This window comes from Aeromonas sp. ASNIH1, assembly GCF_002934285.1.
Classification (GTDB): domain Bacteria; phylum Pseudomonadota; class Gammaproteobacteria; order Enterobacterales; family Aeromonadaceae; genus Aeromonas; species Aeromonas caviae.
Window position 1 is genome coordinate 133,333 of sequence record NZ_CP026228.1, and the last position, 23,800, is coordinate 157,132.

19 protein-coding genes and 2 tRNA genes are annotated in these 23,800 nt (G+C 64.0%); 15 read left to right on the forward strand and 6 right to left on the reverse strand.

Annotated features, from left to right (window positions below):
* The first annotated feature begins 39 nt into the window (after positions 1-39).
* From C2U37_RS00585 to C2U37_RS00595, 3 genes are all read left to right on the forward strand, one after another.
* The gene (locus C2U37_RS00585; RefSeq protein WP_039039335.1) at positions 40-717 is read left to right on the forward strand and encodes a C39 family peptidase; all 678 of its coding nucleotides are present in this window, start codon (positions 40-42) and stop codon (positions 715-717) included.
* Positions 718-724: 7 nt separating this feature from the next.
* Positions 725-1,384, forward strand: coding sequence for a hypothetical protein (locus C2U37_RS00590; RefSeq protein ID WP_039039334.1), 660 nt, complete (start codon positions 725-727; stop codon positions 1,382-1,384).
* Between the two features lie 63 nt (positions 1,385-1,447).
* Positions 1,448-2,641 (forward strand): transporter, encoded by a 1,194-nt coding sequence (locus tag C2U37_RS00595; RefSeq protein ID WP_102948750.1) that lies wholly within the window; start codon positions 1,448-1,450, stop codon positions 2,639-2,641.
* 101 nt (positions 2,642-2,742) lie between these two features.
* Here the strand turns inward: C2U37_RS00595 and C2U37_RS00600 are convergent, their stop codons facing one another.
* Positions 2,743-4,020 carry an NAD(P)/FAD-dependent oxidoreductase gene (locus C2U37_RS00600; RefSeq protein ID WP_102948751.1) on the reverse strand — a complete coding sequence of 426 codons (1,278 nt, stop codon included), beginning with the start codon at positions 4,018-4,020 and terminating at the stop codon, positions 2,743-2,745.
* Positions 4,021-4,069: 49 nt separating this feature from the next.
* A complete protein-coding gene (puuR, locus tag C2U37_RS00605; protein ID WP_102948752.1) occupies positions 4,070-4,678 on the reverse strand; it encodes an HTH-type transcriptional regulator PuuR in 609 nt (202 codons plus the stop codon).
* A 309-nt stretch (positions 4,679-4,987) separates the two neighbouring features.
* Between puuR and C2U37_RS00610 the strand changes: the two genes are divergently transcribed.
* From C2U37_RS00610 to C2U37_RS00630, 5 genes are all read left to right on the forward strand, one after another.
* Complete coding sequence (locus C2U37_RS00610) at positions 4,988-6,451, forward strand: NAD-dependent succinate-semialdehyde dehydrogenase (protein WP_102948753.1); 1,464 nt, start codon at positions 4,988-4,990, stop codon at positions 6,449-6,451.
* A gap of 232 nt (positions 6,452-6,683) precedes the next feature.
* On the forward strand, positions 6,684-7,973 hold the full coding sequence (gabT, locus tag C2U37_RS00620; protein WP_010673550.1) for a 4-aminobutyrate--2-oxoglutarate transaminase: 1,290 nt from the start codon (positions 6,684-6,686) through the stop codon (positions 7,971-7,973).
* A 233-nt stretch (positions 7,974-8,206) separates the two neighbouring features.
* A complete protein-coding gene (locus tag C2U37_RS24820) occupies positions 8,207-8,344 on the forward strand; it encodes a hypothetical protein (protein WP_164882979.1) in 138 nt (45 codons plus the stop codon).
* A complete protein-coding gene (locus tag C2U37_RS00625; RefSeq protein WP_039039329.1) occupies positions 8,344-9,687 on the forward strand; it encodes an APC family permease in 1,344 nt (447 codons plus the stop codon). Before C2U37_RS24820 ends, C2U37_RS00625 begins: the two co-directional genes overlap by 1 nt.
* Positions 9,688-10,157: 470 nt before the next feature.
* Complete coding sequence (locus tag C2U37_RS00630; protein ID WP_039039328.1) at positions 10,158-11,501, forward strand: APC family permease; 1,344 nt, start codon at positions 10,158-10,160, stop codon at positions 11,499-11,501.
* An 88-nt stretch (positions 11,502-11,589) separates the two neighbouring features.
* Here the strand turns inward: C2U37_RS00630 and C2U37_RS00635 are convergent, their stop codons facing one another.
* On the reverse strand, positions 11,590-12,039 hold the full coding sequence (locus C2U37_RS00635; RefSeq protein WP_127904525.1) for a hypothetical protein: 450 nt from the start codon (positions 12,037-12,039) through the stop codon (positions 11,590-11,592).
* Between the two features lie 306 nt (positions 12,040-12,345).
* Between C2U37_RS00635 and C2U37_RS00640 the strand changes: the two genes are divergently transcribed.
* From C2U37_RS00640 to C2U37_RS24970, 5 genes are all read left to right on the forward strand, one after another.
* Positions 12,346-13,500 carry a sodium:phosphate symporter gene (locus C2U37_RS00640; RefSeq protein WP_102948756.1) on the forward strand — a complete coding sequence of 385 codons (1,155 nt, stop codon included), beginning with the start codon at positions 12,346-12,348 and terminating at the stop codon, positions 13,498-13,500.
* A gap of 140 nt (positions 13,501-13,640) precedes the next feature.
* Positions 13,641-14,111 (forward strand): FKBP-type peptidyl-prolyl cis-trans isomerase, encoded by a 471-nt coding sequence (locus tag C2U37_RS00645; RefSeq protein ID WP_010673545.1) that lies wholly within the window; start codon positions 13,641-13,643, stop codon positions 14,109-14,111.
* Positions 14,112-14,407: 296 nt separating this feature from the next.
* Positions 14,408-15,175: a DODA-type extradiol aromatic ring-opening family dioxygenase gene (locus C2U37_RS00650; RefSeq protein WP_104451715.1), complete on the forward strand. Its 768-nt coding sequence runs from the start codon at positions 14,408-14,410 to the stop codon at positions 15,173-15,175.
* A 143-nt stretch (positions 15,176-15,318) separates the two neighbouring features.
* On the forward strand, positions 15,319-18,045 hold the full coding sequence (locus tag C2U37_RS00655) for an ATP-binding protein (RefSeq protein WP_223925385.1): 2,727 nt from the start codon (positions 15,319-15,321) through the stop codon (positions 18,043-18,045).
* Positions 18,021-18,539: a response regulator gene (locus C2U37_RS24970; protein ID WP_223940162.1), complete on the forward strand. Its 519-nt coding sequence runs from the start codon at positions 18,021-18,023 to the stop codon at positions 18,537-18,539. The genes C2U37_RS00655 and C2U37_RS24970 overlap by 25 nt, the downstream gene beginning before the upstream one ends.
* 272 nt (positions 18,540-18,811) lie before the next feature.
* On the opposite strand, the gene C2U37_RS00660 is transcribed toward C2U37_RS24970, so the two are convergent.
* Positions 18,812-19,012, reverse strand: coding sequence for a YbfA family protein (locus tag C2U37_RS00660; RefSeq protein WP_045523888.1), 201 nt, complete (start codon positions 19,010-19,012; stop codon positions 18,812-18,814).
* A 214-nt stretch (positions 19,013-19,226) separates the two neighbouring features.
* On the opposite strand from C2U37_RS00660, the gene C2U37_RS00665 reads away from it, so the two are divergent.
* Positions 19,227-19,514 carry a hypothetical protein gene (locus tag C2U37_RS00665; protein WP_049636605.1) on the forward strand — a complete coding sequence of 96 codons (288 nt, stop codon included), beginning with the start codon at positions 19,227-19,229 and terminating at the stop codon, positions 19,512-19,514.
* Positions 19,515-19,577: 63 nt separating this feature from the next.
* On the opposite strand, the gene C2U37_RS00670 is transcribed toward C2U37_RS00665, so the two are convergent.
* A tRNA-Cys gene (locus tag C2U37_RS00670) sits at positions 19,578-19,651 on the reverse strand.
* Between the two features lie 55 nt (positions 19,652-19,706).
* Positions 19,707-19,782: transfer RNA gene (locus C2U37_RS00675), tRNA-Gly, on the reverse strand.
* Between the two features lie 249 nt (positions 19,783-20,031).
* Between C2U37_RS00675 and C2U37_RS00680 the strand changes: the two genes are divergently transcribed.
* On the forward strand, positions 20,032-23,469 hold the full coding sequence (locus tag C2U37_RS00680; protein WP_104451716.1) for an ATP-binding protein: 3,438 nt from the start codon (positions 20,032-20,034) through the stop codon (positions 23,467-23,469).
* The last annotated feature ends 331 nt before the right edge of the window (positions 23,470-23,800 follow it).

Here is a 23,800-nt window from a genome sequence, read left to right on the forward strand (position 1 = left end):
GGCCCAGTGCCCCCTTTTTCCCTGACACTGGAGGTCTGAATGCGCTGGCTGTTGCTGTTGCTGTGCTGTCCTGCCGTCTGGGCAGGCTCGGTGCCACTGGGGGAGCATCTCCCGGCGCTGGGGGATCTCAACAAACCGGTGCAGAGCATTCTGGAGCGCCGGTACGCCAACATCGAGCGCCAACATACGGATTTCAGCTGCGGGGCCGCCGCCGTCGCCACCATCTTGCGCTACGCCTACGGCCATGCAACCAATGAACGCTGGGTCATGGATGGCATGCTTGCCATGGCAGACCCGGAGCAGGTCAAGCACTACGGCTTCTCCATGCTCGACATGAAGCAGTACCTGCAAATGCTCGGCATGCGGGTCAGAGGGTATCGACTGGGCGATGAAAAACTGCGCCAGGTGAGGGTGCCCACCATCGTCCTGCTCAACATTCGCGGCTATCAGCACTTTGCCGTGCTGCGGGCCATCGATCGCCACGATCGCGTCTATCTGGCAGACCCGGCCCTCGGCAACCGGGTGATCACGTTCAAGGAGTTCAAGGAGAGCTGGAACGGCATCCTCCTCGCCGTCATCGGCGCGGGCTATCGTCCCGATGCCCCCCTTGCCAACCCCTCTCCCCCGCTCTCTGTCAGAGGCAAGGATGGGCTCTTCGCCCCGGTCAATGAAACATCCCTGCTGGAATTCGGTTTTCAGCACAAAGAGCTAATGTGAGGTCATCATGAATACCCGACCCGCCCTATGCCTCCTCTGCAGCCTGGGTGGCATCGCCTCTCCGCTGCTGGCAGCACCGGACCCGCTGGCCCATCTGTCAGACCACTTTGCGCCCGAACTGGCGGACGGGGAGCTGGCCCACCTGCGCGGCCGCTATGTCAGCAGCCATGGCATCAGCTACTTCGGCATCGAGTTCATCTCGTCACTGACCACGGCCCAGGCCCAGCAGACGGCGGCCATGAACCTGGCGCTGAGCATTGTGCAAAACAAACCCAAGCTGGATGTGCGCGTCAAGGATGAGGTCAAGCCCGCGGCCACGCCCGCCAAGGAGGCCCAGGTGCAGGGGGCCGGGCTGGTGCAGGTCGTTCAACTGGAGGGGAGTGGCAACAGCTCGGTCAACCAGGCCGGTATTGAACTGACCACCCCGACCATGACGGGACACCTGGTTCAGGCGGGCAGCTACGAGCACCAGGGCGATCTTGGCACCGCCACCTACCGGGTCTCGGGGAATTATGCCGGCTTGCAACTACACTCTTCCGACGGTCGGGTCCTGCTGGAGCAGAGCCTGCGCGGTACCGACTTCAGCCGGGGGCTGCTGCAGTTCAACAAGGTCAGGGGGGACGGTTTGCAGACGCTCAATCAGACCCGCATCTGGTTTTCGCGCTGAGATCAGGTGAGTTCCCGGGGCTGAACTATAAGAAAGGATGATAAACAACAAGGACGTATCCCGATGAAACAGTCTCGCATGCTGTTGATTGCCCTCGCCCCCTTCGCCTGCTGGGGGGCCACGGCCGAAGAGGAGGCCCTGCAACAACAGCTGGATCTCCTGCGCCAGCAACTGATCCAGCAAAATCAGGCCCTTCATCAGCTCCAGGCCCGCCTGGAGGCCGTCAAGGCCGCCGGTGCCACGACGGCAACCGCCGGAGCCGGGGCCGCCGTCGCCTCCACCCAGCAGGACGCCTCACGGCGCACGCCGGAAGTCGGCCGCAGCACCGAAGACCTGATGATCGAACAGCACAATGTGTTCGATCGCGCTCTGACCGTCGATGTGGGCCTCTCCTACCAGCACTACAACCGCAAGGATCTCGCCCTGCGCGGCTTCCTCGCCCTGGACGCCATCTTCCTTGGCGAAATCAACCTGGATCGGGTTCGCTCCGATCAGTGGACAGCGGATGTCATCACCCGCTACACCCTCAACGATCGCTGGCAACTGGAGCTGGCCCTCCCCTACATGTTCCGCAACACCAACTACCAGAGCACCGGCAAGGAGAACTCCAGCCGCGACTTCGAGGAGCAGAGCGTCAGCGATGGCGGTCTGGGGGATCTCAGCCTCGCCATCTACTACAGGGTCATGGCAGAGAGCGAGGATTGGCCGGATCTGGTGTGGAACTTCCGGGCCAAGGCGCCGACCGGCAAGGATCCTTACGGCATCGAGATCAACACCTCGGAATCGGGCAACCTGGTGACCCCCAAGGAGCTCGCCACCGGCAACGGGCTCTGGCAGCTCTCCACCGGCTTCTCCCTGGTCAAGACCATGGATCCCGCCATCCTGTTTGCCAGCCTCAACTATGGTCACAGCCTCAAGCAGGACTTTGACGATATCTCCTACCAGCCCGGCAACCAGCCCGGCAGCATCCAGCTGGGTGACTGGTATGAATATGGCCTGGGGGTCGCATTCGCCCTCAACGAACGCTTCAGCCTCTCCTTCAACATCAACCAGCGCGTCACCATGGAGTCCGAGCAGGGGTCCGAAGGCTTTGCCATGGATAAGGTCACCGGCTCCGATGCCAACGCCGCCAGCTTTGGCATGGGGTCGACCTGGGCCATCACCGACAACCTCTCCATGGCGGTCAACTGGTCTGCCGGGCTCACCACGGATGCACCGGACTACACCATCGGGATCCGCTTCCCCTACCGCTTCTAGCCCCGTCAGGGCCCGGGCAGGTTGACGACAAAAAAACGAGGGAGGCATAACGCCTCCCTCTTCTTGTTGACGCCAGCCTGCCTGGCGGGCCACCGGTGTCATCACACCCCCAGGCGATCGCGCAGGGTGTACCAGGCAGCACCGGCGGCGGTGAAGGGGATGCGCAGCAGGCGGCCACCCGGGAAGGGGTAGTGCGGCAGCCTGGCGAACGCATCGAAGCGCTCCGCCTGACCGCTCAGCACTTCGGAGAACAGCTTGCCCGCCAGATGGGTACAGGTGACGCCGTGACCGCTGTAGCCCTGCATGTAGTAGATGTTGTGACCGATGCGGCCAAACTGCGGCAGGCGCGACAGGGTGAGCAGGAAGTTGCCGGTCCAGGTGTACTCCACCTTGACGTCGGCCAGCTGCGGGAAAGTCTTGAGCATCTTGGGGATGATCAGCCGCTCGATGTCCGCCGGATCCCGCGCCCCGTAGACCACGCCGCCGCCATAGATGAGCCGGTGATCGCCGGAGGTGCGGTAGTAGTCGAGCAGGTAGTTGCAATCCTCCAGACAGTAGTTCTGTGGCAAGAGTGAACGGGCCCGCTCCTCTCCCAGCACTTCGGTGGCGATCACCTGGGTGCCGCAAGGCATGCTCTTGCTGGCCAGTTCCGGCACCAGATTGCCGAGGTAGGCGTTGCCGGCCACCACGATAAAGCGTGCCTTCACCGCCCCTTTGGCGGTCTTGACCAACGCCGGCTGACCCGGAGTAATGCTGGTGACGGCGGACTGCTCGAAGATAAGCCCCCCCTGCATGCGGATGGCTTCCGCCTCCCCCAGCGCCAGATTGAGAGGGTGAATATGGCCGCCGCTCTTGTCCAGCAGGGCGCCGACGTAGCGATCGCTCGCGACCACCTCGCGCACCCCCTTGGCATCGAGCAGCTCCAGCTGGTCGTTGCCCCACTTCTCCCAGCGCGCCTTCTGCGCCTTGAGTTCGTGAAGCTGCTTCTCGGTCTCGGCGGCAAAGACCCCGCCCTCCTGCAGATCGCACTGGATGTTGTAGCGTTTGATCCGCTCGCGGATGATCTGGCCCCCCTCAAACAACATGGAGCCGAGCAGCCTGGCCTGATCCGGCGGGCAGTTCGCTTCGATGGTGTCGATGTCGCGGCTGTAGGAGTTGACGATCTGGCCGCCGTTGCGACCGCTGGCGCCAAAGCCGACCCTGGCCGCCTCCAGCACCACCACCTTGTACCCCTTCTCCACCAGATGCAGCGCACTGGAGAGGCCGGTGTAGCCTGCGCCTATGACGCAGACGTCGCACTCCAGCTGCTCGGTGAGCGTGGGATAGGGCGCGTGTTTGTTGGCACTGGCTGCGTAGTAACTCTTTACATGTTCGGTCATGATCCCTGTTTCCTTACCGGTTCGTTTCCAACACAACGGGTTGTTCACATTAAAAGCTGGCCGGGGTGTGGGCGCTGACGATGCGGCAGACCTGCCCCGAGGGATTGCTGAAACTGTGGGGCTCGCCGGTGTCGATGACATAGCTGTCCCCGGCGCACAGTTCATAGGTCTGGCCGGCCAGGGTCAGCAGCACCGACCCTTCCAGCACGGTGCCCACCTCCTCCCCCTGATGCTTCACCACGCCGCCGGTGTCGGTGCCGGGGGCATAGGTCTCCAGCATGAAGCCGAGCTGGCGCCGATTGTTGCCGTTGTGCACCAGCTTCATGGAGACTCCCTGGCTGCCAAGCTCGATGAGCTGCTCCGCCTTGATCACCACGCTGGGCGTGCTCACCACCTCCTCTTCGGCGAAGAAGCGCGACAACGGCAGCTCGTAGACGCTCAGCAGCTTTTGCAGGGAGGCCACCGAGGGGCTCACCTTGTTCTGCTCTATCATGCAGATGGCGCCGTGGGTCAGGCCGCTCAGCTCCGCCACCCGGCGCTGGGAGAGCCCGAGCTCCCTGCGGATCCGGGCAAGCCGCTCCCCCATGTTTCTCTCGTGCTCCGCCAGGGGGTTGTCCGTCATGGTCCGCCACCGGACCTCGCCACGGGATTGCTCCATCGCCCACCTCCTTCCATGGTCATTCGAATACCTGGGGCCGACTGGTCAATATAGTGAGTCAGGCACGTCAGCCCCGTTCACTATCCTGCACAACCCAGAGCGTTCATTATTTTGCACACCCTGCGCGATGAAACCCGCTACAATCGCGCTCACAGCCCCATTTCTAGCATGTGACGCCCCGTCCACTCAAATATATTTAACACTTGAAAAACATTTCGGCTCATTTTATGGTCGTTACGTGCTTATTATTCTATACGGCGGTGCCCACATAAACGCGCCACCCAGACCCACTATCGAGGCCCCTTACTTATGTCAGCATCACAATCTGCTCTCTCCCTGATCAAATCCCTGGCCTATGTCGACGGCCGCTGGTGCGAGTCCCTGGGCGGGCGCCGGTTCAAGGTCCTGAACCCGGCCACCGGCCAGGTCATCACCCAGGTGCCCGACATGGACGGGGAGGATACCCGCCTCGCCATCGCGGCCGCCCACGCGGCGCAACCCGCCTGGGCGGCCCTCACCGCCAAGGAGCGCAGCAGCAAACTCTACGCCTGGTTCGAGCGCATCATGGCCAACCAGGAGGAGCTCGCCCATATCATGACCTGCGAACAGGGCAAGCCGCTGGCGGAAGCCAAAGGAGAGGTGGCCTACGGCGCCAGCTTCATCCAGTGGTTCGCGGAAGAGGGCAAGCGTGCTTATGGCCGCACCATCCCCGGCTTCTCCGCCGATCGGCGCCTGGCCACCATCAAGCAGCCGGTGGGGGTCGTGGCCGCCATCACCCCCTGGAACTTCCCCATCGCCATGATCACCCGCAAGGCGGGTCCGGCGCTGGCCGCTGGTTGCACCATCGTCATCAAGCCCGCCGCCGAAACGCCCCTCTGCGCCCTGGCGTTGGCGGTACTGGCGGAGCAGGCGGGCATTCCCGCCGGGGTCATCAACATCGTCACCTCCCATCAGGCGAGCGCGGTGGGCAACGAGCTGTGCAGCAACCCCGTGGTGCGCAAGCTCTCCTTCACCGGCTCCACCCGCATCGGCAAACTGCTGATGCGCCAGTGCGCCGACACCATGAAGCGCCTCTCCCTGGAGCTTGGCGGCAACGCCCCCTTCATCGTCTTTGACGACGCCGACCTCGACGCCGCCGTGGCCGGGGCCCTGGCGTCCAAATACCGCAACGCCGGCCAGACCTGCGTCTGCGCCAACCGCATCCTGGTGCAGGCCAGCGTCTATGACGCCTTCGCCGAGAAGCTCGCCGCCGCGGTCAAGGCCTTCAAGGTGGGGGACGGCATGGGCGAAGGCGTCCAGATCGGGCCCCTCATCAACCCGGCCGCCGCCAGCAAGGTGGCCGAGCTGGTGCAGCAATCGGTCGCCGCCGGTGCCCGGGTGCTGGTGGGGGGCGACGCCCACCCCGCCGGTCCCCTCTTCTATCACCCCACCATCCTGACCGGGGTCACCCGGGGCAACCCCATTCTGGACGAGGAGATCTTCGGGCCCGTCGCCCCTCTGGTGCGCTTCGAGACGGAAGCCGAGGCCATTGCGCTTGCCAACGACACCCCCTATGGCCTGGCCGCCTACTTCTATGGCCGCGACATCGCCCGGGTGTGGCGAGTGGCCGAGGGGCTCGAATACGGCATGGTGGGGATCAACGAGGGGATCATCTCCACCGAACTGGCCCCCTTTGGCGGGATCAAGGAGTCGGGACTGGGCCGGGAAGGGGCGGCCGAAGGGCTGGAGGAGTACCTGGAGACCAAATACCTCTGCTTTGGCGGCATTCGCTGAGGGGAGTGAAAGGGCAATCGCATCGTTAAAACAGATGCGTTATGACGCAGCCCATCGTTTTTACAGATAGAAAGAGGGGGTCGCCGGTCACGACCGAGCGCCTTGTGGGTCCTGAGGGCACACCCGGGGCCCCCTTTTGCGAACAGGCCGCCCTGCCCGAGGGCAGTTGGCGGCACACATATGGCCAGATGGCACAGGAACAGCGGGGGCCCATGCCCCTCAGGGAGGAAAAATGAGTCATTCAAGCAACAACCAGCAGTGGCAGGCCCGCCGCGAAGCGGCCGTGGTCCAGGGGGTCGGCACCCTGCTGCCGGTCTTCATCGACCGGGCGCACAACGCCGAGCTGTGGGACGTGGAGGGCAACCGCTACATCGACTTTGCCTCCGGCATCGCCGTGCTCAACACCGGCCACAACCACCCCAAGGTGGTGGCGGCGGTGCGCGAGCAGCTCGAGAAGTTCAGCCACACCTGCTTCCAGGTCACCCCCTACCCCGGCTATATCGAGCTGGCGGAAAAATTGAATGCCCTGGTGCCCGGCCCCACCCCCAAGCGCACCCTCTTCCTCTCCACCGGCGCCGAGGCGGTGGAGAACGCCATCAAGATCGCCCGCGCCCACACCGGTCGCAGCGGCACCATCGCCTTCAAGGGGGGCTTCCACGGCCGCACCATGATGGGCATGGCCCTCACCGGCAAGGTGGTGCCCTACAAGACCGGCTTCGGCCCCTTCCCGGGGGAGGTCTATCACCTCCCCTTCCCCGCCGACTACCTGGGAGTGAGTGAAGACGATGCCCTGGCCGCGCTGGATCTCTGCTTCAGCGCCGACATTGAACCCACCCGGGTGGCCGCCATCATCATCGAGCCGGTGCAGGGGGAAGGGGGCTTCTACCCCGCCTCCGCCAGCTTCATGCAGCGCCTGCGCCAGGTGTGCGACCAGCACGGCATCCTGCTCATCTGCGACGAGATCCAGACCGGTTTCTGTCGCACCGGCAAGACCTTCGCCACCGAATACAGCGGTGTCGAACCCGACATCATGACGCTGGCCAAGAGCCTGGCCGGCGGCTTCCCGCTCTCTGCCGTGGTGGGCAAGAGCGAGGTGATGAACGCCGCCAAGCCCGGTGGCCTGGGGGGCACCTATGCGGGCTCCCCCATCGCCTGCGCCGCCGCCCTGGCGGTGCTGGAGGTGATCGAGGAGGAGCGCCTGAACCAGAAGGCCCTGGCCCAGGGGGAGCAGATCAAGGCACGCCTGCACCAGCTGGCGACACGGTTTGACTGCATCGGCAACATCCGAGGCCCCGGCGCCATGGTGGCCATGGAGCTGGTGAAGGAGGGGGATGCTGCCAGACCGGACCCGGATCTCACCAAGCGGCTGGTGGCCGAGGCGGGCAAGCGGGGGCTGGTGCTGCTGGCCTGCGGCGTGCGTGGCAACGTGATCCGTTTCCTCGCCCCCCTGACCGCCCCGGCAGCCATCGTCGACGAGGGGCTGGACCTGCTGGAGCAGGCCCTGTCCGCCTCCCTGGCCTGATCCGGAAGACCGCGTTCGCCCACGTGCAAAAAAATGCGTTTTCGCTCCCTTGATATGCTTGTCAAGGGGGCATCACGAATGCACAATGCGCCGCCGTATTCAAGGACCGTCCGCTCATCGGAGCCCGGTTCTTTTTTTGCGCCAAACAAATCCATAACGAGGCCGGAACAGACCGGAAATGATAACGAGGTGGTACGCCATCTCACGACACCCGCTTCTTAGTGAGGAACTCCATGGGGCATATCATCGCTTTCCTGCCGGCCCGCGCCGGTCTGCGCCATCCGTCCGCATCCCGGACTGGCGCCCCCACCGTGCAGGATGACCTCACCGTCAGCCTGATCCCATCAGCCAGCCTGCGGGGGATCGCCTGATGCACCCGCACCCCGCCGGTCTGAAAAAAAGCCTGAAACTCTGGCACGTGGTCATCATGGGGCTGGCCTATCTCACCCCCATGGCGGTGTTCGACACCTTCGGCATCGTCACCGAGATCACCGAAGGCCATGTGCCGACCGCCTACCTGCTCGCCCTCATCGGCATGCTGTTCACCGCCATGAGCTACGGCCACCTGGTGCGCAAGTTCCCCTCGGCAGGCTCCGCCTACACCTATGCCCAGAAGGTGTTCCACCCCTATGTGGGTTTCATGGTGGGCTGGGTCTCCCTGCTCGACTACATGTTCATGCCCATGATCAACATGCTGCTGGCCAAGATCTACATGGAGGCCCTCTTCCCCGGCGTGGCCCCCTGGACCTACATCCTGGCCCTGGCCGCCGTCATGACCTTCCTGAACCTGCGGGGCATCAAGCTGGTGGCGAACTTCAACAGCCTGATCGTCATCATGCAGTTCAGCATCATCGCCGTCTTCATCGGCCTCATCGCCTGGGGCGTGAGCCACGGCGAGGGGCTGGGCACGGTGGCGAGCAGCCGCCCCTTCTTCTCCGAGCAGATGCACATCAATCCCCTGCTGACCGGCGCCTCCATCCTCTGCCTGTCGTTCCTCGGGTTTGACGCCATCACCACCCTGTCGGAGGAGACCCCGAACGCGGATCGGGTGATCCCCCGGGCCATCGTGCTCACCGCCCTCATCGGCGGCGTGCTCTTCATCTCCGTCTCCTACTTCCTGCAGCTCTTCTTCCCGGACATCTCCCGCTTCCAGCAGCCGGATGCGGTGCTGCCGGAGATCGCCCTCTATGTGGGCGGCAAGCTGTTCCAGGCGGTGGTGCTGGTCTGCACCACGGTGGCGGTGCTCGCCTCGGGGCTCGCCTCCCACGCCGGGGTATCGCGCCTGCTCTACGTGATGGGCCGGGATCGCGCCCTGCCGAGCCGCGTCTTCGGCTACATCCACCCCACCTGGCAGACCCCGGCTCTCAACGTGCTGCTGGTGGGCATGCTGGCCCTCTCGGCGGTGGTCTTCGATCTGGAGATGGCGCTGGCGCTCATCAACTTCGGCGCCCTGGTGGCCTTCACCTTCGTCAACCTGGCGGTGATTGCCCACTTCTATCTCAGGCTGGGTCACAACAAGACCCTGAAGGATCACCTGCTGTTCCTCGCCCTGCCTCTGTGCGGTGCCGCCTGCATCGGGGTGCTCTGGCTCAACCTGGAGCCCGCCTCCTTCGAGCTGGGGCTGATCTGGGCCGCCCTCGGTGCCATCTACCTGCTGCTGCGCCTCACCGTGTTCCGGGTCCGCCTCGGCCGCCCCGAGCAGGACGCCTCCTGAGCGAAACCGGCGCCCCCAGGGCGCCGGTTTCACATGGCGGCAAAGCAGGGCCCCGCCTGATGACAAGGTTGTCATCGACTTTCCGGCAGCGGTGGCGAAGTGATCGCTCACGGGGGGAACAAATTCCCCGCTGGCGGCCTTTTTCGCTTGTCTCCTCCCCCCCCTGAGGGCACAATACGGCGCCCCTTGAGAGCCGATGTTTCAACAACATCGGTTCTTTGCTTTTCTGGGGCACACCACCATTCACCAAGAGGCCGGCCATGTGCCGGAATTGATACCCAGATTGCCAAGCAATCTCCCGACGTTGTGAGGAAAAACATGGGGCATTTCACTGCTTTCCTGCCGGTCCCCGCCGGCGTGCGCCACGCATCTGTGCCACAGATGGGCGCCCCCTGTGTCCAGCGACGCGTTCCCGCGTCCCTGATCCCGTCCCATCTCGCCCACGGGGCCTGTGCAGAGGAGAAAGCGTGATGGCCGGTGCCAAGCTGCTCAAGACCCTCACCCTGTTCCAGGTCGTGGTGATGGGTCTGGCTTACCTCACGCCCATGGCGGTATTCGATACCTTCGCCATCGTCGGTGACATCACGGATGGTCGCGTGGCCACCGCCTACCTGCTGGCGCTCGGCGGCATCCTGCTGACCGCGTTCAGCTACGGCCACCTGGTGCGCCGCTTCCCGTCCGCAGGCTCCGCCTACACCTATGCCCAGAAGGTGTTCCACCCCTATGTGGGCTTCATGGTGGGCTGGTCTTCCCTGCTTGACTACATGTTCATGCCGATGATCAACATCCTGCTGGCCAAGATCTACCTGACCGCCATGTTCCCCACCGTGGAGCCCTGGATCTTCATCTTCGGTCTGGTGACCGTGATGACCTTCCTGAACCTGCGCGGCATCAAGCTGGTGGCGAACCTCAACGGCTTCATCGTCTTCATCCAGATCGCCATCATCGTCACCTTCCTCGGCCTCATCGCCTGGGGCCTGAGTCACGGTGAAGGGGCCGGCACCCTGATGAGCAGCCGTCCGTTCCATGTGGAGTCTGCCAGCATGCTGCCGCTGTTCACCGGCGCCACCATCCTCTGCTTCTCGTTCCTGGGCTTCGACGGCCTGAGCTCCCTCTCCGAAGAGACCCCGAATGCCGGCAAGGTGATCCCCCGCGCCATCGTGCTGACGGCCCTCATCGGCGGCATCATCTTCGTCACCGTCTCCTACAGCCTGCAGCTCTTCTTCCCGGATCTGGCCCGCTTCAAGGAACCGGACGCCGTGCTGCCGGAGATCGCCCTCTACGTGGGCGGCACCCTGTTCCAGAGCGTGGTGCTGGTGTGCACCACCGCGGCCGTGCTCGCCTCCGGCATGGCGGCCCACGCCGGCGTGTCGCGCATCCTCTACGTGATGGGGCGCGATCGCATGATCCCGGAGCGGGTGTTCGGCTATATCCACCCCACCTGGCGCACCCCGGCCATCAACGTGCTGCTGGTGGGGGCCCTGGCCCTCTCCGCGGTCTCCTTCGATCTGGACATGGCCCTGGCCCTGGTGAACTTCGGCGCCCTGGTGGCCTTCACCTTCGTCAACCTCTCGGTGATCGGCCAGTTCTGGGTGCGCGAGAAGCGCAACAAGAGCCTCAAGGAACACCTGCTGTTCCTGGTGCTGCCGCTGCTGGGGGCCGCCACCATCGGCGCCCTCTGGATCAACCTGGAGCAGAGCTCTCTGGAGCTTGGCCTCATCTGGGCGGGGATCGGGGTCACCTACCTCTTCCTGCGCCTCGCCGTGTTCCGCATCCCCTTCCGTCAGTACGAGGAAGCGGCCGACGGCCAGTAAGGCATCTCGATCGCAAGATGCAAAGAGGGGAGCCCACGGGCTCCCCTCTCTTGTTTGCACGACGCATCGCCTTCTGCCGGGTTTCCCCTCAGTAGGTGCCCGTCTTGCGCAGCACGGCGCGGCCCGCCGCCTTGGCGGGATCGTCCACCACGTTCTCGACTCGCTTCTGGGTGTTCTTCGCCTTGTTGTAGGTCTCGCCCACACCGGCAGCCTCGGCGGCCTTGCGCTTGGCGTAGTCACCGGGATTGTCCACCGCATTCTCGACCCGCTGCTGGGTGTTCTTGGCCTTGTAGTAGGCGTCATCCACGCCGGTGGCCTGGGCCGCCTTGCGCTTGGCATAGCCAGCGGGATCGTTGACCGCGTTGTCCACACGCTGTTTGGCGCTCTGCGCGGAGCAATGGCTGTTGACCCCGGTCGCGCTGTTGACGGCCGAGCCGATCGCCACGTCTTTGGAGCTGCAATCGGAGGGCAGCACGGCGGCATGAGAGGAGAGAGAGGCCATCGCCAGGGGCAGGAGAAGAAGGGACCAATGTTTCATGACAGACTCGCAATTACTGATGAAATGACGAGGCAGTCTACTCCCATTGACTGAGTGGCGGCACAGGATCCACCAGTGGATGGCACCCCGTCCGTCAGTTTCTAACGCATCCCTACATTCGACAGACCAATTCACTTAAAACAACAAAACAATCAGAGTTAATCACTACCCTCCCATCTGGCCCGCCAATCCCGAGCCCCCCGTCATCAAATCATCATCAAAGTGTCACTTTGTCATATTTCTGTCATAGAGCACTGCTGTAATGCGCCCGTCCATTTTCAACGCAGAACGACCCCAAGAGGCCATATGCACAGCACCGCATCTTCCGCACCCCAGCAGACCCGCCGTCCCGGCCCCCTGTTCAACTGGCTTGCGGTGATCACGCTGATCTACCTGATCCTGGTCGCCGTTGGCGCCGTCTCCCACGGCTTCAAGGGCTTCTCCGGCGGCGCCGAGGGCGCGGCCCAGATCTTCGCCTTCGCCAACAACCCCTTCGTTGCGCTGCTGCTCGGCATCCTGGCCACCGCCCTGGTGCAATCCTCCAGCACCGTCACCTCGGTGATCGTCGGCCTGGTGGCAGGGGGCCTGCCCATGGGCATGGCCATCCCCATGGTGATGGGGGCCAACCTCGGTACCACCATCACCAACACCATCGTCTCCCTCGGCCATATCCGTGACAGGGGCGAGTTTCGCCGCGCCTTCGCCGCCGCCACCGTGCACGACTTCTTCAACCTGCTGGCGGTCTTCATCTTCCTGCCGCTGGAATTGATGTTCGGTCTGCTGCAACAGAGTGCCGAGTGGCTGTCCGGTCTGCTACTGGGCTCCGCCGACATGTCCATGAAGGGCATGGACTTCATGAAGCCCCTCATCTCCCCCTCCCTGGATCTCATCGACAGCGCCGTCGCCTTCCTGCCGGGCAAGGGCCCCGCCATCGCCACCATCGTCATCGGCATTCTGCTGATCCTCGGCTGCGTCACCGCCCTCGGCAAGGTGCTGCAACGGGTCATGGTGGGCCGTGCCAAGGAGCTGCTGCACAAGGCGCTGGGCCGTGGTCCGCTCACCGGCATCGCCTCCGGCACCCTGGTGACCGTCATGGTACAGTCCTCCTCCACCACCACCAGCCTGATGATCCCCCTGGCGGGCGGCGGCGTGTTCAACACCCGTCAGCTCTACCCCTTCACCCTGGGGGCCAACATCGGCACCACCATCACCGCCCTGCTGGCCGCCACCGCCATCAGCGGTGCCGGTGCCCAGCTGGCCCTGACCATCGCCCTGGTCCACGTGCTGTTCAACCTCTTCGCCGTGGTGCTCATCTACGGGGTGCCCTTCCTGCGGGAGCTGCCCATCAAGGCCGCCGAAGCCCTGGCCCGGGTCGGCAGCGAGAACAAGCTGCTGGCGCTGGGTTACGTGGCCGGGCTCTTCTTCGCCCTGCCCGCCCTGATGATGGTGGCCGTCAAGTAACCCCGCGCGGGGGCACTCAGCTGCCCCCGCCCCCTTGCCCGCCAGGTCACATCCCGGGGCGCCTCCCCTCGCCCTCTCCCCCTGGCTGGGATAAGATGCCCCCTCACTCGCACTCTGATTTCAAGGAACAGGAAAACCCGATGAAATTCATTCTGATAGCCCTGCTGATCGCCGGCGCCGCCTACTACTTCTACTCCAGCAGCAACAACCGGAAGCTGGCGGAAGAGAACGTGCGCAAGGGGGCCGAGTTCCTCGCCAGCAACCAGGAAAAACCCCTGGTGACCACCACCGCCTCCGGCCTGCAGTACGAAGTGCTGACCCCGGGCACCGGCACCGTTCACCCCACCGCCACCAGCAAGGTGAAGGTGCACTACGAGGGCAAGCTGCTGGACGGCACCGTGTTCGACAGCTCCGTCGCCCGTGGCGAGCCCATCGAGTTCGGCCTCAACCAGGTGATCAAGGGGTGGACCGAAGGGGTGCAACTGATGGTGGAAGGGGAGAAGACCCGCTTCTACATCCCCGCCAACCTGGCCTATGGCGATCGTGCCGCCGGCAAGATCCCGCCGGGCTCAGTCCTCATCTTCGACGTGGAGCTGCTGGGCATTCAATAAACCCGCCCGGGGCCCGCGTTGATCTTGGCGGTGGCGCTGCGGGGCATCCCGTCAGAGGCCACGTCCGACGGACCCTGATCACAACGCCGGCGCACTGCGCCGGCGTTGTCGTTTCTGCCCCGGTCTCCCTCGCCCTGATGCCATACTATCAACCAAAAGTGAAGAGTGCTTATCCATAAAGCCTGATTGTTAACCCATTAATAGGGGCAGATAATGACCACATCGTCAGCGGCATGTCGCCCTGGCCTCGGGTTGTCGGTGCGCCGCGCATCGGCACAACGCATATGGAGTCTGTCATGTCTATCGCCCCTGTCTGGTTCATCTCCCACGGCGCCCCGGATCTGGTCCTGCGCGATCAGCCCGCGACCCGGTTCCTGAAGCAACTGTGCCTCGAGGGTGCCAGAGGGCTGGTGGTGATCTCGGCCCACTGGTTCAGCCGAAGCGAGCTGCAGATCAACGTCGAGCCCAGCCCGGCCCTGATGTACGACTTCTACGGCTTCCCCGAGCCCCTCTACCAGATCCGCTGGCCCGCGACGAGCCCGCAATGGTTGCAGGAAGCGGTGAGCGATCAGCTGCTGCTGGCCGGCCTGCCCGCCACCCCGGTGCGCCGCGAGCTCGATCACGGAGTCTGGTCCCCCCTCTCCCTGATGGATCCGGACAGTGAACTCCCCCTGGTGCAGATCGCCATCCCGGCCAGCTTCACCCCGGCCCAGCTGTGGCAACTGGGGGAGGCATTGCAGGGGCTGCGCGAGCAAGGGATCGGCATCCTCGCCTCCGGCGCCATCACCCACAACCTGCGTGCCCTCGGGCCGGACGGCTCGCCGGTTCCCCAGTGGGCGAGCCAGTTTGCCCGCTGGCTGGAGCAGACCATGGCAGAGGGAGACAGGGGGGCGCTGGAAGATTACCGGGCCCGGGCGCCGGGCGCGGTGGAATCCCATCCCCACGACGATCACCTGCGCCCCCTGTTTGTGGCGCTCGGCGCGGCGGGGGCCGACAGACCCCGAAAGCTGCACGACAGCTGGGATTACGGCAGCCTCTACATGGGGGCCTACCAGTTCGGTTGAGGGCGGGGCGGCCAGGCCGCCCTGCTTGCCGTGCTCTCGCCGACGCGCGTGGAGAAATAGCGGACTCGTTATAGCCATTTTCCGGTAGAATGGCCGCCATTGGATGAGGCTTGGCAGGGATGGCTGTCGCGTCGGGTGGCTAGATGAACCTATATCGAACACTGATCCTGCTCTGTCTGCTCTGCCTTCAACCTGTGCAGGCCCTGACCCTGCACAGCCGCTACGATCCCGCCCCGCTGCCTCCCCGCTGGTCGGAGGCGGAGCTCGGATGGCTGCGCCAGCAGTCCCAACTGCGGGTCGGCATCCTGCAAGAGGACTACCGCCCCTTCACCATGATCGCTCGCCAGCGCGTCGAGGGGCTCAGTGCCGACTACATCGACCTGCTGGCCCGGATGCTGGACAAACCCGTTGCCCTGAGCGCCTTCCCCGACAAGGCGCACCTGCTCCGGGCCCTGGCACGGGGGGAGATACACCTCGCCAGCCTCGGCAATCTCACCCTGGCGGACAGTGACACCCGGGCGATCCGCCTGAGCACCCCCTATTTCAGCAGCCCCCTCGTCTTCTCCGTGCCCAGACGTTATCGGGGGGCACTGCTCACACCGGGACAGCGGGTGGCCGCCGTCCGGGATCAGATAGACAGGGCACGCTTTGGCCGCTACTACCCCACTCTCACCCTGGTGACCTATCCCTCCAACATGGAGGCGTTCGATGCGGTCTTCTTCGGCCGCGACGACATCCTGCTGGGGGATGCCCACGCCACCCACTACCTCAACAGCGAGCGCTTCGACAACCTTCGCCAGCGGGGCGAGGCCCCGCCCGAGCTTGCGCCTGCCGAGTTCCGCTTTGCCGTCCCGGCCACCGAGCCCGCCCTGCTCAGCCTGGTCAACCGGGGGCTGGCGGCCATCGACGACCGGGCGCGCAATACCCTCTTCACCCAGTGGAACGGGCCCATCCGCGACATGAGCGAGCGAAGCGCCGATCTCTATGATGCCGCCGAGCGGGCCTGGATGCGGCAAGCGCCCCCCATCAGGGTGTGGCTGATGGACAACCTCTACCCCTATGGCGCCCTGGATCATGACGGCCAGCTGGTCGGCATGACGGTGGACATGCTGGACAAGATCCGCACACGCACCGGCCTCACCTTCGAGTTTGTGCGGGCAGACTCCGAGCGTCAGCTGGCAAAAGCCATGCAGTCAGGCGCCATCGACCTCATCGGCGCCATCTCCCAGCAGGTGGCCGAACACTACGGGCTGCGCACCTCGGTGCCCTACGCCACCGACAACATCTATGTGATCCTCACCCGCCAGGAGGAACAAGGGATCGACACCCTCCGGCGTCTGGCGGGCAAGACGGTGGCGATGACGCACCATGTGCCCCTCGCACAGAGACTGGAGGGCAACCGCATCACCCAGGTGGAGAGTGCAGCAGAAGCGATGGAGGTGCTCGCCCAGGGACGGGTGGATGCCGCCATCGTGCCCCTCTATTTTGCCCGCCATGCGCTGGACAATGATCCCCAGAGCCCGCTGCGCATCGCCGGCCCCGCCGATGACGAGCCGATCCGGATGGGGTTTGCCAGCCTGCCCGGACAGGGGATGCTGATGGGGATCCTCGACAAGACCATCCTCGCCATCCCCCCCAACGAGCTCGCCATGATGAGTTACGAGTGGCGCAACCGCAAACTGCCGGTGCCCGGCTTCATGGATCGCCACGCCCACATCGTCTATCTGGTGTTCGTGGGGCTCCTCACCCTGGCGCTGGTGCTGCTCTATCGCAACCGCATGTTCAAGCGGATGGCCAGCGCCGAGCAGGCTTCCCGCCAGCAACTGGAGGCCCATGTCAGGTTCATCCGGGCACTGGGGGAGAGCCTGCCCCACCCCATCGTCGTGCGGGACAAGAGCGGCAAGGTGCTGCTGTGCAACAGCAAATACCTGACCCAGCTCGGCGCCGAGCCAAAGGCCATCCTGGGTCAACCCTTCGCCCAGGGGCTGTCAGGGGTGCTCGATGCAGGCAGCATCGCCGTGCTGGAGCAGGACTTTGCCAGGGTATTGCAGGAGGGGCAGCCCATCTTTGCGGATCGCCTCTTCCATCACAGGGGAACCCAGAGCGACATCTATCACTGGATGGTGCCCTATTTCGACGGGGAGGGGGCCATCAGCGGGGTGATCGACGGCTGGATAGACATCACGGACCGCAAGCGGCTGGAAGAGGCGCTGCGCGAGGCCAAACAGCAGGCCGACAGCGCCAGCCGCGCCAAGAGCGACTTCCTCGCCACCATGAGCCACGAGATCCGCACCCCCATGAACGCCATCCTCGGCATGCTGGAGCTGGCCACCGAGGATCCCGCTCTCAGCCGTCACAGCGGCGAGCTGCTGCGCATCGCCGCCGACTCCGCCAACGGCCTGCTGGATCTGCTGGGGGACAGCCTGGATATCGCCTCCATAGAGGCGGGCCAGATGACCCTGACTCCCACCCCCTGCGATCTCGCCCCCCTGCTCTCGTCCGTCACCCGGGTCTTTGCGGGCATGGCCGAGCAGAAGGGGCTGATCTATGAGGTCAGGCTGCCCGACACCCCCATGCCAAGGGTGCTGATCGATCCCCTTCGCCTGCGCCAGATCCTCTTCAATCTCATCGGCAACGCCATCAAGTTCACCGAGCAGGGCCGGGTCGCCATCACCGCCACCCTGACCGGGGGCGAGCAGCCTCCTGTGCTGCACCTCACCATCACCGACACCGGAGCCGGCATTCCCGCGGACAAGCTGCCCCGGCTCTTCACCCCCTTCTATCGCGCCCACGGCCAGGGCCAGTTCCCCGGCAGCGGGCTGGGCCTCAACATCGCCCGCATCCTGTGCCAGATGATGGGGGGGAGATAGCCGTTCACAGCCAGGTCGGCGAAGGCACCCGGCTCGAGATAAGGCTGCCCCTCACGCTCGCCCAGCAACCCTCCGCCCCGATCACGGCAATGCCGGCGCCCCAGCCCCACCAGGCTCAACCCCTCCCCCATCGGCTGCATATCCTGGTGGTCGATGACAATCACGCCAACCAGATCCTGCTGCGCCAGCAGCTCAAGCACCTGGGACACGACGTCAGTGTACGCAGCAATGGCCTGGAGGCCCTGCGCGCTCTCGCCAGCCACCCCTTCGATCTGGTCATCACCGACTGCCAGATGCCGGTGATGGACGGCTTCGAGCTGACACGCAGCCTGCGTGCCCTTGGCCATGACCTGCCCGTCTGGGGCTTCACCGCCCATGCCCAGCCTCGCGAGCGGGAGCTTTGCCTCGCCGCCGGCATGAACGACTGCCTGTTCAAGCCCATCGGCCTCGCCCGTCTGCGTGCGGCGCTGGCCACCATTGGGCCTGCGCCCTGAGTACCGCCAGCCTTTCCTCCCGTCATGTCGCACGGGCGCGGCTGAGAATGCGGCTGAGAGTGCGACTGAGAGTGCGGCATAAAGGGTCGCCCACAGAAACAAGAGACAAGAGACAAGAGACAACGTGGACCGGCCATGGATACAAGGCCGGTGGCGGTTCGAGACCCATAAAAAAACCGACACCAGGGTGTCGGTTTTTTATATCGGGAGGTGCGCCCTGCCTTCCTGTCACGCCAGTCTGGCGCCGGGTGAAGCGGGCGTCACGGGGAGGATCAGTAGAAGATCCGCTCCCCTCGCTCGCTCATCTTGAGCCAGACCGGCTTGGTGCTGGTCTTGCTCCAGATGCGGTGCAGGTAACTGTAGAAACGGGCGCGATCCCGGCGAAACAGCATCACCGGGAAGGCGAGCAAACCCGCCACCAAGACGAAGATGCGGCGAAGGATTATCTGAGTCAGGGAGAAGGGATGAAACATGATGTAACGCCTCACTGGTAAGACCACTGAACAAAGATTACGCCAATCATTGTAGGATTACTACACCGACAGCGCCATTTTTTGATAAAAAATGGGGCTAAAAGCCTAAAAATGAAACCGGGTTACATTCTTTAACTAAAAAACAACAAAGGTGGCAAAACGCGGCCCCTGTTCCAGAGTTAACGAGGACTGGACCAGATCGGGGGAACACAGGATGAAACTTGCAGATGCGGCGCTGCTGGGGGCATTGGGCGTGCTCGCCTGGAGCCAGTGGCAGGAGTGGCGGCTCAATCGTGACGATGCCATCGACATCCCCTATCACGGGGTCCCCACCGCCAGCCTGTGGCAATGCGGTTTGCTGATAAAGGAGATGGCCGCGCTGGCAGAACAGGGGGGCGAAGAGAGGTCCGGATCCAGGGGCGAGGCATTGGCCGAGATGGATCTACATCTGCACAAAACGTGGCAACGGGAAGGTTGTTCACGGCTGACTGACATCCAATGAAGCATCATCCTGGGCCGCCATGGCGGATGTACAACGTCAGTGACGTGGAAAACAGGGAGAAGATGGAGGCACGTTCCGGAGTCGAACCGGACTAAACGGATTTGCAATCCGCTGCATAACCGCTTTGCTAACGCGCCATGCTGAAAAGGCATTGCCTTGAGAGTGATGTCCATGGTTGGTGCCATGGAGTATTGGAGCGGGAAACGAGACTCGAACTCGCGACCCCGACCTTGGCAAGGTCGTGCTCTACCAACTGAGCTATTCCCGCATGACTGCTTGCGTGCCAGTTGCCTGACAACGAGGCGCATTATACGTACCCCGAGCCCGGGCACAACCCTTTTTTCTCACTTTGAGCCCTTTCCCGTGCTGTTTGCTCACCCTTTAAACGCCTTGGTCGAAAATCCCCCCGCTCCCTGTGACCCGACGAGCGAATTTAAGATAAAGCCATTGAAATAGTTAGCCTTTAGTCAGAAACTCATCGCGCTTAGTAACTGGATTCTCAATTGAAAATCATGCGATGAAATGGAACTTCAGGCCTCGGGGGCTCAGACCGCAGCTGATGCTGGCTTTTTTCATGTTGGGCCTGGTGCCCTTCCTGGTCGTCACCCTGTTTTTCCTCTATAGCCACGGCAAGGATCTCACCACCCAGACCTCCAACCATCTGGTCTCGGTGCGCAACATCAAGAAAAACCAGCTGCAAGACTACTTCGGCAACCTCAAGGAGCAGATCATCAACTTCTCCCAGCAGGACTTTGCCGGCAACAGTATCGGTCGCTTCTACGGTTTCACCGGTGCCTTCGAGAAGCTCGGCACCACGCCGCAGGAGGCCCGTGCCCGCGCCCAGGCCCGCTATGTGCCGGGCTCCTGGGACAAGCTGCAACAACCTGACAGTCAGGTGGAGATAGAGCCCTCCATCAGTGCCCTCATCCTGGCGGACGAGATGTATGGCCGCGTCCACCAGCGCTTCCATCGCGGCTACGCCGACATGGTGCGCAAATCCAACTATAGCGACATCTTCCTGGTCGACCTCAACGGTGACGTGGTCTACTCGGTCACCAAGCAGGCCAACTTCGCCACCAACCTGCTCTCGGGCCCCTACCAGTCGAGCGGCCTTGGCAACACCTTCGCCAAGATCAAGCGCCGCCTCGATGGCGGCCAGAAGCCCCAGCAGATCTTCGAATTCACCGATTTTGGCCGCAACGAGCTGACCGGCCAGGTGGTCGCCTACCTCGCCGCCCCCGTGATGCAATACGACTATGTGCGCGGCGTGGTCATCTTCGAGCTGCTGCCGGACAAGCTCAACCAGATCATGGCGGAGCGGGAGGGGCTCGGCGCAACCGGCGAGACCATTCTCATCGGCCCGGACAAGCGGATGCGCGCCAACGCCTGGCTCGCCCCCGAATTCAGCGTGGAGAACAGCTTCAGCCCCGACTTCCGACCGCTGCAGACCCCCCTCATCATCAAGGCCCTCTCCGGGGAGCAGGGGGTCGGCCCCTTCCTCTCCTACCACGATGACGAGGTGCTGGCCGCCTATACCCAGGTGAAGGTGTTCGATACCGAGTGGGCCTTCATCGCCGAGATCTCCACCAGCGAGGCCTATGCCCCCATCCGCCAGCTCGAGACGCTGGTGATCCTGCTGGGGGCAGGCTCACTGCTGCTGCTGATCCTCTTCTCCCGCTGGCTCTCCCACTCCATCACGGCGCCCCTGCGATCCCTCACCGCCGCCGCCGAACAGGTGGCGGACGGCGCCCTGGATCACCCCATCACCATCCCCCGCACCGACGATGACATCGACCGGCTGGCCCAGGCGTTTCGCCACATGCAGCGCTCGGTGAAGGACAAGATCGAGCTCATCGAACGCCAGACCCAGGAGCTGCAACAGCAGGTCAAGCTGACCCACAAGCAGAACCTCAGTCTGCAACAGGCGGACAAGCTCAAAGACGAGCTTCTGGCCAACACCTCCCACGAGCTGCGCACCCCCATCCACGGCATCAAGGGGATGGCCGAGTCAATGCTCGCCAGCCAGCAGGACCTGACCGAAGGGCAGCAGAAACAGCTCGGCCTCATCATCAAGAGCGCCGACGGTCTGGCGCGCCTCGTGGACGACTTGCTCGACTACCACCAGATGCGCTACGGCCAGCTGGAGATCCACCCCCAGCCGGTCTCCTCCAAGGGGGTCATCCGGCTGGTGCTGGATCTCTGCCAGCATCTGGTACAGGCCAAGCCCCTCACCCTGGTGGACAAGAGCCCCGCCGAGCTGCCCCCTGTGCTGGCGGACGAGCAGCGCCTCGAGCAGGTGCTCTACAACCTGGTGGGCAACGCCATCAAGTACACCCCCCAGGGCAAGGTGGTGCTGAGCGCCCTGGTGGAGGGCAACTTCCTGCGCATCAAGGTGACCGACACCGGCATCGGCATCGCCAGGGACCATCTGGAGCACATCTTCGAGCCCCTGGTGCAGATGAGCCCGGAAGTGAGCAAGCAGGGAGCGGGGCTCGGTCTCTCCATCACCCGCCAGCTGGTGCACCTGATGGGGGGGGAGCTGTTCGTGGAGAGCGAGCCGAGCGTCGGCTCCACCTTCGCCTTCACCTTGCCGCTGGCCAGCGGCAAGGCGGGCAGTCTGACCCTCGACAGCCGCCAGATAGAGCACCAGCTGGTGCGCCAGCAACCCGTCATCCTGCCGGACTGGGAGAGCGAGGATCTGCCGCCCCCGCCGCAAGATGCCCCCGTCATCCTGGTGGTGGATGACGAGCCCATCAATTTGCACATACTGCGCCACCTGCTGCAGCCCTGCGGTTATCGCATCCTGCCCAGCAGCGACGGTCACGACGCCCTGACCAAGCTGGCTCAGGAGCCGGTGGATCTCATCCTGCTTGACGTGATGATGCCCACCCTCTCGGGCTTCGACGTCTGCCGCCGTCTGCGCCAGCAGCACCCCAAGGAGAAGCGGCCGGTGCTGCTGCTCACCGCCCTCAACCAGCCCAAGGAGATTGAAGAGGGTTTCAACGCCGGGGCCAACGACTATCTGGTGAAACCCTTCTGCAAGGAGGAGCTGTTCGCCCGGGTGAGAGCCCTGCTGGAGGCCAGCGCCGGGCGCGCCTCCCTGGTGGAGAACCGCCTGCTCAAACAGGAGATAGAGCACCGTCTGCTGCTCCAGGAGCAACTGCACCAGGATCAGGAACGGCTCCTCGCCCTGCTTGGCGAGGGGGCCGACCCCATGGTCTTCCTCGATGAGCAAGGAGGGGTGCTGTTTGCCTCCCGGGCCCTGGCGCGCCTGCTGGGTCAGGAGCCGGAAGCCATGGAGGGGCAGATGCTGGACGAGTGGCTGGCCGCCCCGCTGGCAAGCCAGTGGCCCGACATGACCGCGCAGCCGGAGCGGGAGCTGGACTTCCTGGTGGCGGGCCAGCGAGACACCCTCAACGCCTGCGCCCTGCCCATCAACCTAGGGGGGCAGCACGCCTATGCGCTGACCCTTGGCACAGAACCGCGTCAGGACGACAATCGCATGGCTGCACTGGAGAACGCCCTCAAGAGCCTCTCTCGCCAGGCCATCATCGAGGATGGCCAGTTGCTGGGGGAACTGAGCCGGCTGGGAGGGGAGTTCAGGTCGCTGGCGGACGATCTCATTCGCCAGCAGGATGACGAACCTCTGCGCCGCGCCCTGGTGGACACCATGCGTCTCACCCTGGAGACCTGGCAGCAGAGCACCGGCAAGGGCAAGATAGTGCTGGCGGAGAAGAGCAAGCTGTGGCGGGTCTACATGGACCGCTCCAGTCCCCAGACCCGCACCCTCGACAAGTACCTGAACCTCGACACCCTGCCCAAGGCACCGCGCTGGAAGACGGTGGTGGCCAGCGCCGAGTACGTGCTCAAGCACTGCGCCCTGAACGAGGTGCAGCACCAGAGTCTGCACCAGAGCACCCAGCGCCTTCGCCAGCTGGCCAGCCGCAAGGCATGAGTCTCCAACCCGCAGCCACGTTGCTCTGATGATGGCTGCGGGATAGAAAACCAAGCACCAATAGCCAACTCTGGACACATCTACTCGCAGGCTTTCTGCGCCTATCAGGGGGATCGCGATGGCTGAGCTCGCGGGGTCGGCCAGATGACCCTGCAGGTGCGGGCCCATTCCCCATCACCATGTTGGTGATGACCCCGGGAGACCTGTCTGGGCCGGCAAGTGGCTAATCAGGTGAATGGACATTCGAGAGAATGGGGTAAGACTTCGCGACCCCGTGACCACAGGCCCCAAATCGGGAAAGACATTGGGAGATGGCTGAGCCGGGGGATGG